We start from the raw sequence: 14,292 nt of genomic DNA, 5'->3' as shown, positions 1-14,292 counted from the left end.
GGAGCGCAGCGCAATCCGGGTTCTATCCGAGTGGCGAAAGCGTCCCGGATTACGCTGCGCTCCATCCGGGCTACGGCAGCTCGCTATGCCGCCAGATCCGCGACCACTGCGTCAAGCACCGGGAATCCGCTACTCGTCACGCGCAGCCGCCCCGTCGGATCCACGATGATCGCGCCTTCCTCGCGCAACAGCGCGATGCGCTTGGGATCGAGCGGGCGGCCCGACAGCGCGCTGTAGCGCTCGGGGTCGATGCCCTCGGCGAGACGCAATCCCATCAGCAAAAATTCGTCGGCGCGCTCCTCGCTGTTGAGGAGATCGTCGGTGACGTTGCCGTGGCCGTTGGTCTCGACGCGCATCAGCCAGGCCTCGGGACGCTTCTCGGTGGCGGTGGCGTGCCTGATACCGTCGATGTCGAGGCGACCATGGGCACCGGGGCCGATGCCGGCATATTCATCGCCGCGCCAGTACACCAGATTGTGCCGGCACTCGGCGCCGCGCCGCGCGTGATTTGAAATCTCGTAGGCGGGCAGGCCGAGCTTGTCGCAGGTCTCTTGCGTCACGTCATAGAGCGCGCGCGAGACCGCTTCGTCCGGCGTCTTCAATTTGCCGGCCTGGTGCAGGCCGAAGAACGGCGTGCCTTCCTCGATCGTCAATTGATAGAGCGACAGATGCTCCGCCGCTTCGTCGATCGCCAGACGCAGCTCGTCGGCCCACATCGCCGGCGTCTGGTCGGGGCGGGCGTAGATCAGGTCGAACGAATAACGGTCGAACGAGCGGCGCGCGATGGCGACCGCATCGAGCGCCTCGCGCGCGCTGTGCATGCGGCCGAGCGCTTTCAGCGAGGCATCGTCGAGGGCCTGCACGCCGAGCGAGACGCGGTTGACGCCGGCGGCGCGATAGCCGGCAAAGCGCGTGGCCTCGACGCTGGTCGGGTTTGCCTCGAGCGTGACCTCGACATCGCTGGCGACGTGCCAGTGCTTGCCGATGGCATCGAGCACCGCGCCGACGGTCGCGGGCTGCATCAGTGAAGGCGTGCCGCCGCCGAGGAAGATCGAGGTGACTTCACGCCCGGGCGCACGCTGTGCGGTCGTTTCGATTTCACGCGCGAAAGCTGAAGCGAAGCGCGTCTCGTCGATCGCGGCGTGGCGGACGTGGCTGTTGAAGTCGCAATAGGGGCACTTCGACAGGCAGAACGGCCAGTGCACATAGACGCCGAAAGCTTGCTTAGCGCGGCTCAAGGCAGATCTCCGCCAGTTTCACGAAGGCGCGGGCGCGATGCGACAGGCCGAGGCCAAGCGGCGGCAGGCCGTGCTTCTCGATGCTGGTCATCTCGCCAAACGTGCGATCGTGGCCATTGGGCAGGAACATCGGATCATAGCCGAAGCCGGCGGTGCCGCGCGGCGGCCAGGCCAAGGTGCCGTCGACGCGCGCCTCGACCTCTTCGAGATGATCGTCGGGCCAGGCGACGCAGAGCGCGGATACGAAATGCGCGGTGCGCTTGTCGGGCGTGGTGGCGCCGCGCTCCTGCAACAGGCGCTCGATCTGCGCCATCGCGGCGGCAAAATCCTTGGCTGGACCGGCCCAGCGCGCGCTGTAGATGCCGGGCGCGCCGTCGAGCGCGTCGACCACGATGCCGGAATCGTCGGCGAAGGCGGGAAGCTTGGTCGCCTGCGCCGCCGCGATCGCCTTGATCGCGGCATTGCTGCGGAAATCGTTGCCGGTCTCGTCGGGCTCGGGCAGGCCGAGCTCACCGGCCGACACCGCCTCGATGCCGCAAGGCGCGAGCAACTCCTTCATCTCGGCGAGCTTGCCGGGATTGTGGGTCGCGATGACGAGCTTTCCGGTGATTCGGCGGTGCATGGGCCTATTGACTACGCGACGGCCAGTTTCTGCAAGTCCACGAGCCGCGCGATACCCTTCTGGGCCAGCGCCATCAGCGCGAGGAATTCGTCCTGTGTGAACGGTTCGCGTTCCGCGGTGCCCTGCACCTCGATGATGCGGCCATCGCCGGTCAGGACGAAATTGGCGTCGGTCTGGGCCTCCGAATCCTCGGCATAGTCGAGGTCGAGCACGGGCGTGCCGTTGTAGATGCCGCAGGAGATCGCGGCGACGTTGTCGCGCAGCACCTTGGCCTTGATCATGTTGCGCGCCTTCATCCAGTTGATGCAATCGGCGAGCGCGACCCAGGCACCGGTGATCGAGGCCGTGCGCGTGCCACCGTCGGCCTGGAGCACGTCGCAATCGACCGTGATCTGGCGCTCACCGAGCGCTTCGAGATCGACGATGGTGCGAAGCGAGCGGCCGATCAGGCGCTGAATCTCGACGGTGCGGCCGCTTTGCTTGCCGGCGGAGGCCTCGCGGCGGGTGCGTTCGGAGGTCGCGCGGGGCAGCATGCCGTATTCGGCGGTGACCCAGCCGCGGCCCTGGCCCTTCAGCCACGGCGGCAGGCGGTCTTCCAGCGTGGCGGTGACCAGCACATGGGTGTCGCCGAATTTCACCAGGCAGGAGCCTTCCGCATATTTGACCACGCCGCGCTCCAGCGTCACGGGGCGCAATTCGTCGGGCGCACGGCGGCTTGGCCGCATGGGAAATCCTCCAAAACTCTCGGAAAAGGGCTATTCGCGGTGCTTGTAGGTGGGGTGAGGGTGGGCGGCAAGGCTTTTTCACCCCGGGTTTTCCACCCCGCAAACGCCACGCTTGTCAGAACCCTCCGGGATGGACAAATTATAAGCGTCTGAGAGGAGTTACCGTCCGTGGCCCATCACGATCCGATCCATCTGATCGCGCCGCGCGCAGGCCTCGCCCAGCTCAACGAGCGCTCCCGCGACATCTTTCGTCAAATTGTCGAAAGCTATCTCGCGACCGGCGAGCCGGTCGGCTCGCGCAATATTTCGCGGCTGATCGCGATGCCGCTTTCCCCGGCCTCGGTCCGCAACGTCATGGCCGACCTGGAACAGCTCGGCCTGATCTATGCGCCCCACACCTCCGCCGGCCGTTTGCCGACGGAACTGGGCTTACGCTTCTTCGTCGACGCCCTGATGCAGGTCGGCGACCTCAATGACGCCGAGCGGCAGTCGATCCAGAGCCAGTTGACGTCGGTGGGTCACGCCCAATCGGTCGAGGCGGCGCTGTCGGAGGCGCTGACGCGGCTGTCCGGTCTCACCCGCGCCGCAGCGGTCGTGTTGACCCCGAAATCCAATGCGCGGCTGAAACACATCGAATTCGTCCGGCTGGAACCCGAAAAGGCGCTGGTGATCCTGGTCGGCGAGGACGGTCAGGTCGAAAACCGCGTGCTGTCGCTGCCGCCGGGAGTTCCCTCCTCGGCGCTCACGGAAGCCGGTAATTTCCTCAATGCGCGGATCCGCGGCCGCACGCTGGCCGAGGCGCGGCTCGAGCTCGAAACCGCGCTCGGCGAAGCCCGCGCCGAGCTCGATCAGCTGACGCAGAAGGTGATTTCGGCCGGTATTGCGAGCTGGTCCGGCGGCGAGAACGAGGACCGCCAGCTGATCGTTCGCGGCCACGCCAATCTGCTCGAGGATCTGCACGCGCTGGAGGATCTGGAGCGCGTTCGCCTGCTGTTCGACGATCTCGAGACCAAGCGCGGCGTGATCGACCTTCTGGGGCGCGCCGAGACCGCCGAGGGCGTGCGGATCTTCATCGGTTCGGAGAACAAACTGTTTTCCTTGTCGGGCTCCTCCACCATCATCTCGCCCTATCGGGATGCCGCCGGCCACATCGTCGGTGTTTTGGGCGTGATCGGGCCGACGCGGCTGAATTATGCCCGCGTAATCCCGACCGTGGACTACGCCGCGCGCATCGTCAGCCGCCTCCTGGGGGGCTGATCGGCGTTTCCTCCGATCACGGGCGCTTGATTTTCGTGAGCTTAGGCACGATATCCGGGCCAACAATCCCTTGAGACGAGTTCGAGAAGAGAGCCGATGACCGATCGAGACCGGCAGCCCGATGACACGACCCCACCGACCGACGAGCCCGTGGCGTCAAAACCCTACATCATGCCCGACGATCCGGAGCCCGGCTCGGTCGAGCTGTTGCAGAAGGAAGCCGCCGAAGCGCGCGACCGCATGCTGCGGACGCTGGCCGAGATGGAAAATCTGCGCAAGCGCACCACCAAGGAGGTCGCCGACGCCCGCCTCTACGGCATCACCGGCTTCGCCCGCGACGTGCTCGACATCGCCGACAATCTCCAGCGTGCGCTCGATGCCGTTCCGGCCGAGGCCCGTGCCGCGGCCGATCCCGGCCTGACCTCGCTGATCGAGGGCGTCGAGCTCACCGAGCGCTCGCTGCTCAACGCGCTGGAAAAGCACGGCGTCAAGAAGTTCGATCCGCAGGGCCAGAAGTTCGACCCGAACTTCCAGCAGGCGATGTACGAGGTGCCGGATGCGTCGGTGCCCGCGGGCACCGTCGTGCAGGTCATGCAGGCCGGCTACACCATCGGCGAGCGCGTGCTGCGCCCGGCGCTGGTCGGTGTCGCCAAGGGCGGCACGAAGGCTGCGCCGGCGGCGAACAGCAACGAAGTGAACTGAGCGGCGAACTGGTTGATCCTCATGGTGAGGAGGCGCGTCAGCGCCGTCTCGAACCATGCAGGCCCGGCTGTTGCAGCTCGGCCTTCATCCTTCGAGACGCGTGCTAAGGAGCACGCTCCTCAGGATGAGGGTTTGGCAGCTTTTCGCGCCGCTTACGCGCTCACCGCGATATCCGCGGACTGAATCCGCTTCACGCCGGCCTTGGCCATGTCGGCCCAGGCTTTTGCGAGCGAGCCCTGCGTGTCGATGCCGCGGCAGGCGTCCTCCACCACATAGACCTCGAGGCCCGCCTTGCGCGCATCGAGCGCGGTCCAGGCGACGCAGAAGTCTGTCGCGAGGCCGGCGACGAAGACGCGCTTGATCTTGCGGCCCTTGAGGTAACCGGCGAGGCCCGTCGAGGTCTTGCCGTCGGCTTCCAGGAAGGCCGAATAGCTGTCGACGTCCTTGTGAAAACCCTTGCGGATGATGAGCTCGGCATGCGGGATCGCAAGATCCTTCGACAGCGCGGCGCCATCGGTGCCCTGCACGCAATGGTCGGGCCACAGCACCTGCTTGCCGTAAGGGAGATCGACGGTCTCGAACGGCTTCTTGCCGGAGTGCACCGACGCAAACGAAATGTGGCCCGGCGTGTGCCAGTCCTGGGTCATCACCACGTTCGCAAAGGCTTTCGCCATCTTGTTGATGACCGGAACGACCTGCTCGCCTTCCTTCACGGCGAGGCTGCCGCCGGGCAGGAAACAGTTTTGCACGTCGATCACGAGCAGCGCGGAGGCATCGTCCGGCTTGATCGATGCGGCCGCAAAGAGCGCAGTTGGAGCAAGGGCTACGAGAGCGCTTGTCCCAAGCGCCGCGAGGATTTGTCGTCGATCAAGCATCGTTCGCCTCCCTCCAGGATGATCCAATGGAAGGAAGCCTAGTTCCGTTCGTATACGAACAGAAGCCCGAAAATGCAGCCGGTTCTGTCCAGCGCTTGGGCTAACCCTTGAGACTAACCCTTGAGCTAGCCCTTGGGCTGGATGCCGTCGCGCACGGCGCGGAAGCGGGTGAAGGCGGCCGACCACTGGTCGCGCGGGGCGCTGGCGATGATGCGCAGCGAGGCACCGCCGCTCGAGAAGCGGATCCACTGCACCACGGTCACGGGCGTCTTGTCCTTGCCGCTGACGCCGTCGATCCGGGTCTCAAAACCCTGCTGGCCGTTGATGCGGATCGGCTCCGACATGGTGACGCGGGATTCGCGCACGCCGGGAATCTGCAACGCGGCCTCCTGGGCAAAGCGGGCGCGATCGTCGGCCTGCTGCGGGGTGGCGCCGATCAGGCCGAGGATCATGAACGGCTTGGATTCATAGCCCGAGCTCTCATTGCCGTCGGCCAGGATGATGCTGGAGCCCGGCGCCAGGGTGCGGATGTCCTTGAAATCGGCGAGATCGGTGATCTTGAACGGCATCAGCCCGATCTGCTCTTCGGCCGAGACCTGCTTGCGGGTGACGGCGCTCGCAAACATCTGCCGCACCGCCTCGTCGGTGTAGATCTTGGTCGCGTTCTCCGGGATCTGCACCGCGACATAGCCGGAGAAGCCGGCGCCCGGCACGATCATCGAGTAGCGCTTCACCGGCGTCTCGCCGGCCTTGCCGCTTTCCGTGGTGAAATAGGCAAGACCCGCGGGGGTCTCGATCTTGTCCTGCTTGACGCCGGCGGTGCCGGCTGGATTGGAATTGAAGGCGCTCACGACCTCGCCATAGGCCGCCGGCGGCAGCTCGGTGATCAGCACCTTGACGCTGCCGTCCTCGCTCTCGAAGCCCGGAAACGTCTTGGCCGTGCTCAGGCCGACCAGCGGCACCATGCCGAGACGCAGGCCGGGCGGGAAAACGGCATCGGCCGCAAGGGCCGGAAGCGCCGTGGCGACGAGGACGGCGAGCGCGGCGAGGGGGCGAATGAGCTTCATGGGCACTCTGATTGGTTCACATTGAGGCCGTTCGATGGTCGGCCATTGGGCCGCTTTGTCGCGCAAAGCCGCCTTGATGGCGGCGGTCCGGCCGCCCGCCTTTTAACGGGTTTGGCCCGCCGGTAACAGGGCGGGGCAGATCACGGTGGCGGGGGCCGGCTGACGCCTGAACCTGTTAATAATTCCTCACCCGCAAGGGCGGTTGAGCCCGGATATGATCTTCCAAAACCCAATGTTTTCATGGCCGAAACTTGCGTTCGGTCCTTGCGGGCCCCTCCCCCCCTCCTATATGAGCGTCAACCATCGCAATATCGCGGATGTTTGATCTTAGGGGGTTTGGAGCGGGTGCCTCTTGGGCCCAGCCAACCTGCCGCAAAAACAAGGATATCAGGACCATGGGAAAGGTCATTGGGATCGACCTCGGCACCACGAATTCGTGCGTCGCCGTGATGGATGGCAAGAACGCCAAAGTCATCGAGAATTCCGAAGGCATGCGCACGACGCCTTCGATCGTCGCCGTGACGGACGACGGTGAGCGCCTCGTCGGCCAGCCTGCCAAGCGCCAGGCCGTTACAAATCCCGAGCGTACGTTCTTCGCAGTGAAGCGCCTCATCGGCCGCCGCTACGACGACCCGATGGTCGAGAAGGACAAGAAGCTCGTTCCGTACAAGATCGTGAAGGCTTCCAACGGCGACGCCTGGGTCGAGGCCGACGGCCAGACCTACTCGCCCTCGCAGGTGTCTGCCTTCATCCTGCAGAAGATGAAGGAGACCGCGGAAGCCCATCTCGGCCAGAAGGTCGACCAGGCCGTCATCACCGTTCCCGCTTACTTCAACGACGCCCAGCGCCAGGCGACCAAGGACGCCGGCAAGATCGCGGGCCTTGAAGTGCTGCGCATCATCAACGAGCCGACCGCGGCCGCGCTCGCCTATGGTCTGGACAAGACCAAGACCGGCACGATCGCCGTGTACGATCTCGGCGGTGGCACGTTCGATATCTCCATTCTCGAAATCGGCGACGGCGTGTTCGAGGTGAAGTCGACCAACGGCGACACCTTCCTCGGCGGCGAAGACTTCGACATGCGCCTCGTGGGTTATCTGGCCGACGAGTTCCAGAAGGAGCAGGGGATCAACCTGCGCAACGACAAGCTCGCGTTGCAGCGCCTGAAGGAAGCCGCTGAAAAGGCCAAGATCGAGCTGTCGTCGACGACGCAGACCGAGATCAACCTGCCCTTCATCACCGCGGACCAGACCGGCCCCAAGCATCTGACGATGAAGCTCACCCGCGCCAAGTTCGAGGCGCTGGTCGACGACCTCGTCCAGAAGACGGTCGAGCCCTGCCGCAAGGCGCTGAAGGACGCCGGCGTCACCGCCGGTGAGATCGGCGAAGTCGTTCTGGTCGGCGGCATGTCGCGCATGCCGAAGGTCCAGGAAGTCGTGAAGCAGCTGTTCGGCAAGGAGCCGCACAAGGGCGTCAACCCGGACGAAGTCGTGGCGATCGGTGCCGCGATCCAGGCCGGCGTGCTCCAGGGCGACGTCAAGGACGTGCTGCTGCTCGACGTGACCCCGCTGTCGCTGGGCATCGAGACGCTGGGCGGCGTGTTCACCCGCATCATCGACCGCAACACCACGATCCCGACCAAGAAGAGCCAGGTGTTCTCGACCGCCGAGGACAACCAGAACGCGGTCACCATCCGCGTCTTCCAGGGCGAGCGTGAAATGGCGGCCGACAACAAGATGCTCGGCCAGTTCGATCTGATGGGCATTCCGCCGGCTCCGCGCGGCATGCCGCAGATCGAGGTGACCTTCGACATCGACGCCAACGGCATCGTCAACGTCTCGGCCAAGGACAAGGCCACGGCCAAGGAGCAGCAGATCCGCATCCAGGCCTCCGGCGGCCTGTCGGAAGCCGACATCGAGAAGATGGTCAAGGACGCCGAGGCCAACGCCGAGGCGGACAAGAAGCGCCGCGAGGCCGTCACCGCCAAGAACGAGGCGGATGGCCTGGTGCACTCCACCGAGAAGGCCCTGGCCGAGCACGGTTCGAAGGTCGCCGAGCCCGAGCGCCGCGCCATCGAGGATGCCGTCAGCGACCTCAAGGAAGCGCTGAAGGGCGACGATGCCGAGGCGATCAAGGCCAAGACCCAGACGCTGGCCCAGGCTTCGATGAAGCTCGGCGAGGCCATGTACAAGCAGCAGGCCGAGGCCGACGCCAAGAAGGATGCGGCCAAGGACGACGTCGTCGACGCGGAATTCACCGAAGTCGACGACGACAAGAACAACAAGAAGTCCGCCTGATCCCCAAGAGGGTGATGATGCGGACGGCTTGGACCCCACACGCGCTACCGGCCTCCCCCCTCACGGGGGAGGCCGTCGTGTCGGGCTCGGCGGGGCGTGTCCCCGTTACGATCGATCAATTCCCAGCCGTTATGATGAACGTCGCCGTGCCGCCCTCTGCCGCGAAGCAAAGGGCTGCCTATATCGTCTCCTGGCGACGTTGTTCCGCTCCGACTTGAATCGCGATTGGATAGACCGAGTTCAACATGTCCACGTCCACCAAGCGCTGCTATTACGAAACGCTCGAAGTCGAACGCACTGCCGACGATTCCGTCCTGAAATCGTCCTTCCGCAAGCTTGCGATGAAATTCCACCCGGACCGCAACCCCGGGGACGACACCAGCGAAGTCAAGTTCAAGGAAATCAACGAGGCCTACGAGGTCCTCAAGGACAAGGACAAGCGCGCGGCCTATGACCGCTTCGGCCATGCGGCCTTCGAGCAGGGCGGCGGCGGCGCCGGTTTCGGCGCGGGCTTCGCCTCCTCCTTCTCCGACATCTTCGAAGACCTGTTCGGCATGGCCGGGCAGCGCGGCCGTGGCGGCCGCGAGCGTGGCGCCGACCTGCGCTACAACATGGAAATCACGCTCGAGGAAGCCTTTGGCGGCAAGACCGCGCAGATCGAGATTCCGGTCTCGGTCACCTGCGAGGCCTGCTCGGGCATCGGCGCCAAGGCCGGCACCAAGCCGAAGACCTGCTCGAGCTGCGGCGGCGCCGGCCGCGTGCGGCAGTCGCAGGGCTTCTTCACGCTGGAGCGCACCTGTCCGAGCTGCCAGGGCCGCGGCCAGATGATCGAGGATGCCTGCCCGTCCTGCTCCGGCCAGGGTCGGGTCACCCGCGAGCGGACGCTTTCGGTCAACATTCCCCCGGGGGTCGAGGACGGCACCCGGATCAGGCTCGCGGGCGAAGGCGAGGCCGGGGTTCGCGGCGGCCCGCCCGGCGACCTCTACATCTTCCTGTCGCTGGCCCAGCACCAGCTCTTCCAGCGCGACGGCGCCGATTTGCACTGCCGGGTGCCGATCTCGATGGTAACGGCCGCCCTCGGCGGCGAATTCGAGGTGCCGACCATCGACAGCGGCAAAACCAAGGTGAAGGTGCCGGCCGGAACCCAGTCGGGCCGCCGATTCCGCATTGCATCAAAAGGCATGCCGGTGCTGCGCTCGCGTCAGATGGGCGACATGTACGTCCAGGTCGCCGTCGAGACCCCGCAGAATCTCACTAAGAAGCAGCAGGAATTGCTGGCGGAATTCGAAAAGCTCTCCTCCGGCAATACCCAGCCGGAATCGGTCGGCTTCTTCGCCAAGGTCAAGGATCTATTCAGTAATCGGGCAACCTGACTCGTCTTGACCGTATCGCCTTCGGCCTATACCTGTTTATGACCATTTTCTGACACGCCGCGGTCCCGCGGTCCCGTCCGGTCCCGACATGCCATTGCCATCGTCCGCGCGTGCGTTGAAGAAGCCCCGTCTCGACGACGAGGTGCGCTTTCTAAGGTCGTGGATCGAAAAGCCGCTGCACATGGGTGCAGTGATGCCTTCGGGCAAGCTGCTCGCCCGGACCATGGCGCATTACGTCGACGTCAATTCGGACGCACCCGTGGTCGAGCTCGGGCCCGGCACCGGCGCCATCACCTCGGCCCTGGTCGAGCGCGGCGTCGACCAGAAGCGCCTCGTCCTCGTCGAATACAATCCCGGCTTCTGCGCCTTGCTGCGCGACCGCTATCCGCAAGCCAAGGTGGTGCAGGGCGATGCCTATCGCCTGCGCGACACGCTCTGGAACGTGCTCAGCGCGCCGGCCTCCGCCGTCGTCTCCGGCCTGCCGCTCGTGACAAAGCCGATGCTGACGCGGCTCCGGCTGGTCCGCGACGCCTTCGCGGCGCTGACCCCGGGCGCGCCCTTCGTGCAGTTCACCTATGCGGTGGTGCCGCCGATCCCGAAATCGCTGCCCGGCGTGTCCACAGAGGCCTCGGAACGGATCTGGATGAACCTTCCGCCGGCCCGCGTCTGGGTGTATCGCAAGGACTAATTCCGCCGGCATTCCCCTTTGCGCGGCGGACTCGTTTCGCCGAATGCATGGAAGCGGATGCCCGCACCCAAAATCCTGATCATTCCCGGCTCGCTGCGCACCGGCTCGCACAATGCGAAGCTGGCGGCGGTCGCCGCCTATGAATTCGCCCAGGCCGGTGTCGACGTCACCCGCATCTCGCTCGCCGATTTTCCGCTGCCGATCTACGACGGCGATCTCCAGGCCAAGTCCGGCGTGCCCAAGCACGCGATCAATCTCAAGCGCATGATCGGCGCGCATCATGGCGTGCTGATCGTTTCGCCCGAATACAACGCCTCGGTGCCGCCGCTGCTCAAGAACGCGATCGACTGGATCAGCCGCGTACATGAGCTGCACGAGACGCGCGGCGACGTGTTTCGCAACCGCGCCTTCGCGCTCGCCGGCGCATCGCAGAGCCGGCTCGGTGCGGCCCGTGCGCTCCAGGCATTGCGGCTGATCCTGACCTCCTGCCACGCCAATGTGATTGCCAGCCAGCTCACGCTCGCCTTTGCCGACCAGGCCTATGACGATATGGACAGGCTGAAAAACGAGGGCGACATCGCCGCGTTGAAGGAGCTGGCGCGGCAATTGATCGACATTTCCCAACGCATGATGTGAGGTGACATGACGCCAGCCGAGATCGCCCCGAAGGACCGCCTGATCGTAGCGCTCGACCTGCCCAGCGTTGACGCCGCGGAGGCGATGATCGCAAGGCTCGGCGACAGCGTCACCTTCTACAAGATCGGCTATCAGCTCGCTTATGCCGGCGGCCTGCCGCTGATCGGCAAGCTCGCCGACAAGGGCAAGAAGGTGTTCGCCGATCTCAAGATGCACGACATCGGCAACACCGTCACGCGTGGTGTGGAGAGCGTGGCCAGGCTGGGCGCGACTTTCCTCACTGTGCACGCCTATCCGCAGACCATGAAGGGCGCGGTCGAAGGCCGCGGCAGCGCGAGCCTGAAGATTCTCGCCGTCACGGTGCTGACGTCCTACAACGACGACGATCTCCACGCGGCCGGCTATCGGCTCAGCGTCGCCGAGCTGGTCGAAGCGCGCGCGCAGCAGGCGCAGGTGCTCGGCGTCGACGGGCTGGTGTCATCGCCCGAGGAGGTCGGCGCTTTGCGCAAGATCGTCGGCCACCAGATGCATCTCGTCACGCCTGGCATCCGGCCGGCGGGTTCTGCGAGCGGCGACCAGAAGCGCATCATGACGCCCGGCCGCGCAATTGCCGCGGGCGCCGATTATCTCGTCGTCGGACGGCCGGTGGTTGAAGCCACCGACCCCAAGGCGATCGCGGAAGCCATCCAGGCCGAAATCGCGCAGGCGCTCAGCGCATGATCCGGAAAAAGCGTGCAGCGGTTTTCCGGTCGGATCATGCTTAGATAGACATCAACAAACAGGGAGAAGAACAATGGCAAAGGGCTACTGGATCGGGCGGGTGGATGTGAGCAGTGACGAGGGCTACAAGCCCTATGCTGTCGCCAACGGTCCGATCTTCAAGAAATGGGGTGGCCGCTTCGTCGTTCGCGCCGGCAAGTTCACCACCGTCGAAGGCGCCAGCCGCTCGCGCAACGTCGTGATCGAATTTCCCGACTACGAGACCGCGATCGCCTGCTACAACTCGCCGGAATACCAAGCCAACATCAAGGTGCGCCAGCCGCACTCCATCGCCGACCTCATCATCATCGAGGGCTATGACGGCCCGCAGCCCTGAAGACGGATCGTCGCGAGAGCCGATTCCTGATTGACGCGAGCATCACCGGCTCTCGCGGACAGTACGCGCGTACGATCATCGCACGCGATCGGGAGAGCGTCGTAGACATCTCCGCTCGCACTCACGCCGACATCATCTTGCATCACCTTGACGGACTCATTCGCTTGAACGCCTGAGGGTCGTTCGCGCCTGAGACGAAGACCGTGGCCGTCATTGGGTCCACCAGCTTGCCGTATTCTTTTGTCCCCAAATGGGGATTGCTGGATCGCTCTCCTTTCATCCAAGGTTGCTTGATCGGAGCCCACATCGATCGGTGATGGGCATCAAGCCAACCCGAAATCTGCGACGTCCGTGACGGGCCGCGAGGCGACCCGCATCGCGCATTTCCATGCAAAGGGAGTGAAGATCATGGCACTGATCATCGGAACAGCAGGCGACGATGTGTTGCCTGGCACGAATGTAGACGATCAGATCTTTGGCCTTCAAGGCAACGACACCATTACTGGCCTGGACGGCAATGATGACGTAAGCGGCGGCGCGGGCAATGATTCCATCGATGGCGGTGCCGGCAACGACATCCTTGATGGAAATGCCGGTATCGATACGATCACCGGTGGCGCCGGCGACGACACGATCAACGGCGGCGCGGGCGACGACACGCTGAACGGAAATGCCGGCGCCGACATCATCCACGGCGACCAAGGTAACGACACCATCGATGGCGGAACCGGCGCTGATCAGCTCTTTGGTGACGCCGGCGACGACGGCATCCACGGCGGCGACGGCAATGATGACATTCATGGCGGCGCGGGTGCCGACACCCTGTGGGGCGACGCCGGCGACGATACGTTGAGCGGCGACGCCGGCGATGACGTCTTGAATGGCGGCGCCGGTAACGACCTACTCAACGGTGGATTCGGAGATGACACTCTGAATGGCGATGCCGGCAACGACACGCTGAACGGCGGACTTGGCAATGACCTGTTGAACGGCGGTACCGGTGATGACATCCTGAACGGCGGTTTGGGCGCCGATACACTCGACGGTGGCGATGGCAACGACACCATGCACGGCGACGCGGGCGACGACATCATGGACGGCGGCGCCGGTAACGATACGATGTTCGGCGATGCCGGAGACGACGAGATGGCCGGCGGCGCGGGCAACGATGCCATGAGCGGCGGCGCCGGTGATGACGAAATGAGCGGCGGAACCGGCAACGACACGCTCGACGGCGACGCCGGAGATGACACGCTCGATGGCGGCGACGGCACCGATGTCCTGAACGGCGGAGCTGGGGCTGACATCCTGTCGGGCGGCGCCGGCAATGACACCCTGAACGGCGGTAACGGCGATGACGAGTTGTCCGGCGGCAATGGCGCCGACGTCCTCAACGGTGGACTCGGCGATGATGTGCTGACGGGCGGTGCTGGTACCGATACGCACAATTTCGGCGACAACACAGCTACGAACTTCGGCAACGATGAAGTCACCGATCTCAGCTTTGCCGATGGCGATGCCGTTGTTGTCGACGCTCCCCCAGGCTTTGACCCGGCTACAGTGGTAGTGGACGACGACGGCACCAACACCGTGCTGGATTTCGGCTTCGGCGCCATCCAGCTCGATGGCATCACGGGCGGCGCGACACCGTTCGAGTCGATCGCCGAAATCAACACTGCCGCCGGTTATACGGCCGTTGACGTTGTCTAGCGCCGA

General features: G+C 64.9%; 14 protein-coding genes. 9 read left to right on the top strand and 5 right to left on the bottom strand.

All coding sequences use genetic code 11. The annotated features are described in order from the left end of the window. Positions 1-83: 83 nt before the first annotated feature. The 3 genes from hemW to rph are packed head-to-tail and all read right to left on the bottom strand — an operon-like array spanning position 84 to position 2,585. Complete coding sequence (hemW, locus tag ABIA90_RS31445; RefSeq protein WP_354119211.1) at positions 84-1,238, bottom strand: radical SAM family heme chaperone HemW; 1,155 nt, start codon at positions 1,236-1,238, stop codon at positions 84-86. Then, a complete protein-coding gene (gene rdgB, locus ABIA90_RS31440) occupies positions 1,225-1,860 on the bottom strand; it encodes an RdgB/HAM1 family non-canonical purine NTP pyrophosphatase (protein ID WP_354119210.1) in 636 nt (211 codons plus the stop codon). Before rdgB ends, hemW begins: the two co-directional genes overlap by 14 nt. A gap of 11 nt (positions 1,861-1,871) precedes the next feature. Next, entirely contained in the window at positions 1,872-2,585 is a 714-nt protein-coding gene (gene rph, locus ABIA90_RS31435; protein WP_014490830.1) for a ribonuclease PH, read from the bottom strand. 168 nt (positions 2,586-2,753) lie between these two features. On the opposite strand from rph, the gene hrcA reads away from it, so the two are divergent. Next, on the top strand, positions 2,754-3,842 hold the full coding sequence (hrcA, locus tag ABIA90_RS31430) for a heat-inducible transcriptional repressor HrcA (RefSeq protein ID WP_063980248.1): 1,089 nt from the start codon (positions 2,754-2,756) through the stop codon (positions 3,840-3,842). A gap of 96 nt (positions 3,843-3,938) precedes the next feature. After that, positions 3,939-4,544: a nucleotide exchange factor GrpE gene (grpE, locus tag ABIA90_RS31425; RefSeq protein WP_259260363.1), complete on the top strand. Its 606-nt coding sequence runs from the start codon at positions 3,939-3,941 to the stop codon at positions 4,542-4,544. Positions 4,545-4,696: 152 nt separating this feature from the next. Here the strand turns inward: grpE and pncA are convergent, their stop codons facing one another. Both pncA and ABIA90_RS31415 read right to left on the bottom strand, forming a co-directional pair. Then, the gene (pncA, locus tag ABIA90_RS31420; protein ID WP_259260364.1) at positions 4,697-5,419 is read right to left on the bottom strand and encodes a bifunctional nicotinamidase/pyrazinamidase; all 723 of its coding nucleotides are present in this window, start codon (positions 5,417-5,419) and stop codon (positions 4,697-4,699) included. A 125-nt stretch (positions 5,420-5,544) separates the two neighbouring features. Beyond that, the gene (locus ABIA90_RS31415; RefSeq protein WP_259260367.1) at positions 5,545-6,486 is read right to left on the bottom strand and encodes a hypothetical protein; all 942 of its coding nucleotides are present in this window, start codon (positions 6,484-6,486) and stop codon (positions 5,545-5,547) included. A gap of 395 nt (positions 6,487-6,881) precedes the next feature. Between ABIA90_RS31415 and dnaK the strand changes: the two genes are divergently transcribed. The 7 genes from dnaK (at position 6,882) to ABIA90_RS31380 (ending at position 14,286) form a co-directional block, all read left to right on the top strand. Continuing rightward, the gene (gene dnaK / locus ABIA90_RS31410; RefSeq protein ID WP_028148797.1) at positions 6,882-8,783 is read left to right on the top strand and encodes a molecular chaperone DnaK; all 1,902 of its coding nucleotides are present in this window, start codon (positions 6,882-6,884) and stop codon (positions 8,781-8,783) included. Positions 8,784-9,028: 245 nt separating this feature from the next. Further along, positions 9,029-10,156 carry a molecular chaperone DnaJ gene (gene dnaJ, locus ABIA90_RS31405; RefSeq protein WP_063980245.1) on the top strand — a complete coding sequence of 376 codons (1,128 nt, stop codon included), beginning with the start codon at positions 9,029-9,031 and terminating at the stop codon, positions 10,154-10,156. An 88-nt stretch (positions 10,157-10,244) separates the two neighbouring features. Next, complete coding sequence (locus ABIA90_RS31400; RefSeq protein ID WP_028148799.1) at positions 10,245-10,844, top strand: class I SAM-dependent methyltransferase; 600 nt, start codon at positions 10,245-10,247, stop codon at positions 10,842-10,844. A gap of 57 nt (positions 10,845-10,901) precedes the next feature. Next, positions 10,902-11,480 carry an NADPH-dependent FMN reductase gene (locus ABIA90_RS31395; protein ID WP_354119209.1) on the top strand — a complete coding sequence of 193 codons (579 nt, stop codon included), beginning with the start codon at positions 10,902-10,904 and terminating at the stop codon, positions 11,478-11,480. A 6-nt stretch (positions 11,481-11,486) separates the two neighbouring features. Further along, a complete protein-coding gene (gene pyrF / locus ABIA90_RS31390) occupies positions 11,487-12,200 on the top strand; it encodes an orotidine-5'-phosphate decarboxylase (protein ID WP_354119208.1) in 714 nt (237 codons plus the stop codon). A 73-nt stretch (positions 12,201-12,273) separates the two neighbouring features. Continuing rightward, positions 12,274-12,576, top strand: a complete 303-nt coding sequence (locus ABIA90_RS31385) for a DUF1330 domain-containing protein (protein ID WP_063980243.1) — start codon at positions 12,274-12,276, stop codon at positions 12,574-12,576. Between the two features lie 408 nt (positions 12,577-12,984). Then, positions 12,985-14,286 (top strand): calcium-binding protein, encoded by a 1,302-nt coding sequence (locus tag ABIA90_RS31380; RefSeq protein ID WP_247306365.1) that lies wholly within the window; start codon positions 12,985-12,987, stop codon positions 14,284-14,286. The last annotated feature ends 6 nt before the right edge of the window (positions 14,287-14,292 follow it).

This window comes from Bradyrhizobium sp. LA6.8, assembly GCF_040547935.1.
In the GTDB taxonomy this organism is placed as follows: Bacteria; Pseudomonadota; Alphaproteobacteria; order Rhizobiales; family Xanthobacteraceae; genus Bradyrhizobium; species Bradyrhizobium barranii.
This window is presented reverse-complemented; position numbering and strand designations above follow the sequence as displayed.

Bases quoted from the DNA above. Each gene is read 5' to 3' on its own strand.
- ABIA90_RS31385 (WP_063980243.1), top strand. From the start codon at position 12,274: ATGGCAAAGGGCTACTGGATCGGGCGGGTGGATGTGAGCAGTGACGAG.
- dnaK (WP_028148797.1), top strand. From the start codon at position 6,882: ATGGGAAAGGTCATTGGGATCGACCTCGGCACCACGAATTCGTGCGTC.
- ABIA90_RS31415 (WP_259260367.1), bottom strand. From the start codon at position 6,486: ATGAAGCTCATTCGCCCCCTCGCCGCGCTCGCCGTCCTCGTCGCCACG.
- ABIA90_RS31400 (WP_028148799.1), top strand. From the start codon at position 10,245: ATGCCATTGCCATCGTCCGCGCGTGCGTTGAAGAAGCCCCGTCTCGAC.
- ABIA90_RS31380 (WP_247306365.1), top strand. From the start codon at position 12,985: ATGGCACTGATCATCGGAACAGCAGGCGACGATGTGTTGCCTGGCACG.
- ABIA90_RS31395 (WP_354119209.1), top strand. From the start codon at position 10,902: ATGCCCGCACCCAAAATCCTGATCATTCCCGGCTCGCTGCGCACCGGC.
- grpE (WP_259260363.1), top strand. From the start codon at position 3,939: ATGACCGATCGAGACCGGCAGCCCGATGACACGACCCCACCGACCGAC.
- dnaJ (WP_063980245.1), top strand. From the start codon at position 9,029: ATGTCCACGTCCACCAAGCGCTGCTATTACGAAACGCTCGAAGTCGAA.
- pyrF (WP_354119208.1), top strand. From the start codon at position 11,487: ATGACGCCAGCCGAGATCGCCCCGAAGGACCGCCTGATCGTAGCGCTC.
- rdgB (WP_354119210.1), bottom strand. From the start codon at position 1,860: ATGCACCGCCGAATCACCGGAAAGCTCGTCATCGCGACCCACAATCCC.
- rph (WP_014490830.1), bottom strand. From the start codon at position 2,585: ATGCGGCCAAGCCGCCGTGCGCCCGACGAATTGCGCCCCGTGACGCTG.
- pncA (WP_259260364.1), bottom strand. From the start codon at position 5,419: ATGCTTGATCGACGACAAATCCTCGCGGCGCTTGGGACAAGCGCTCTC.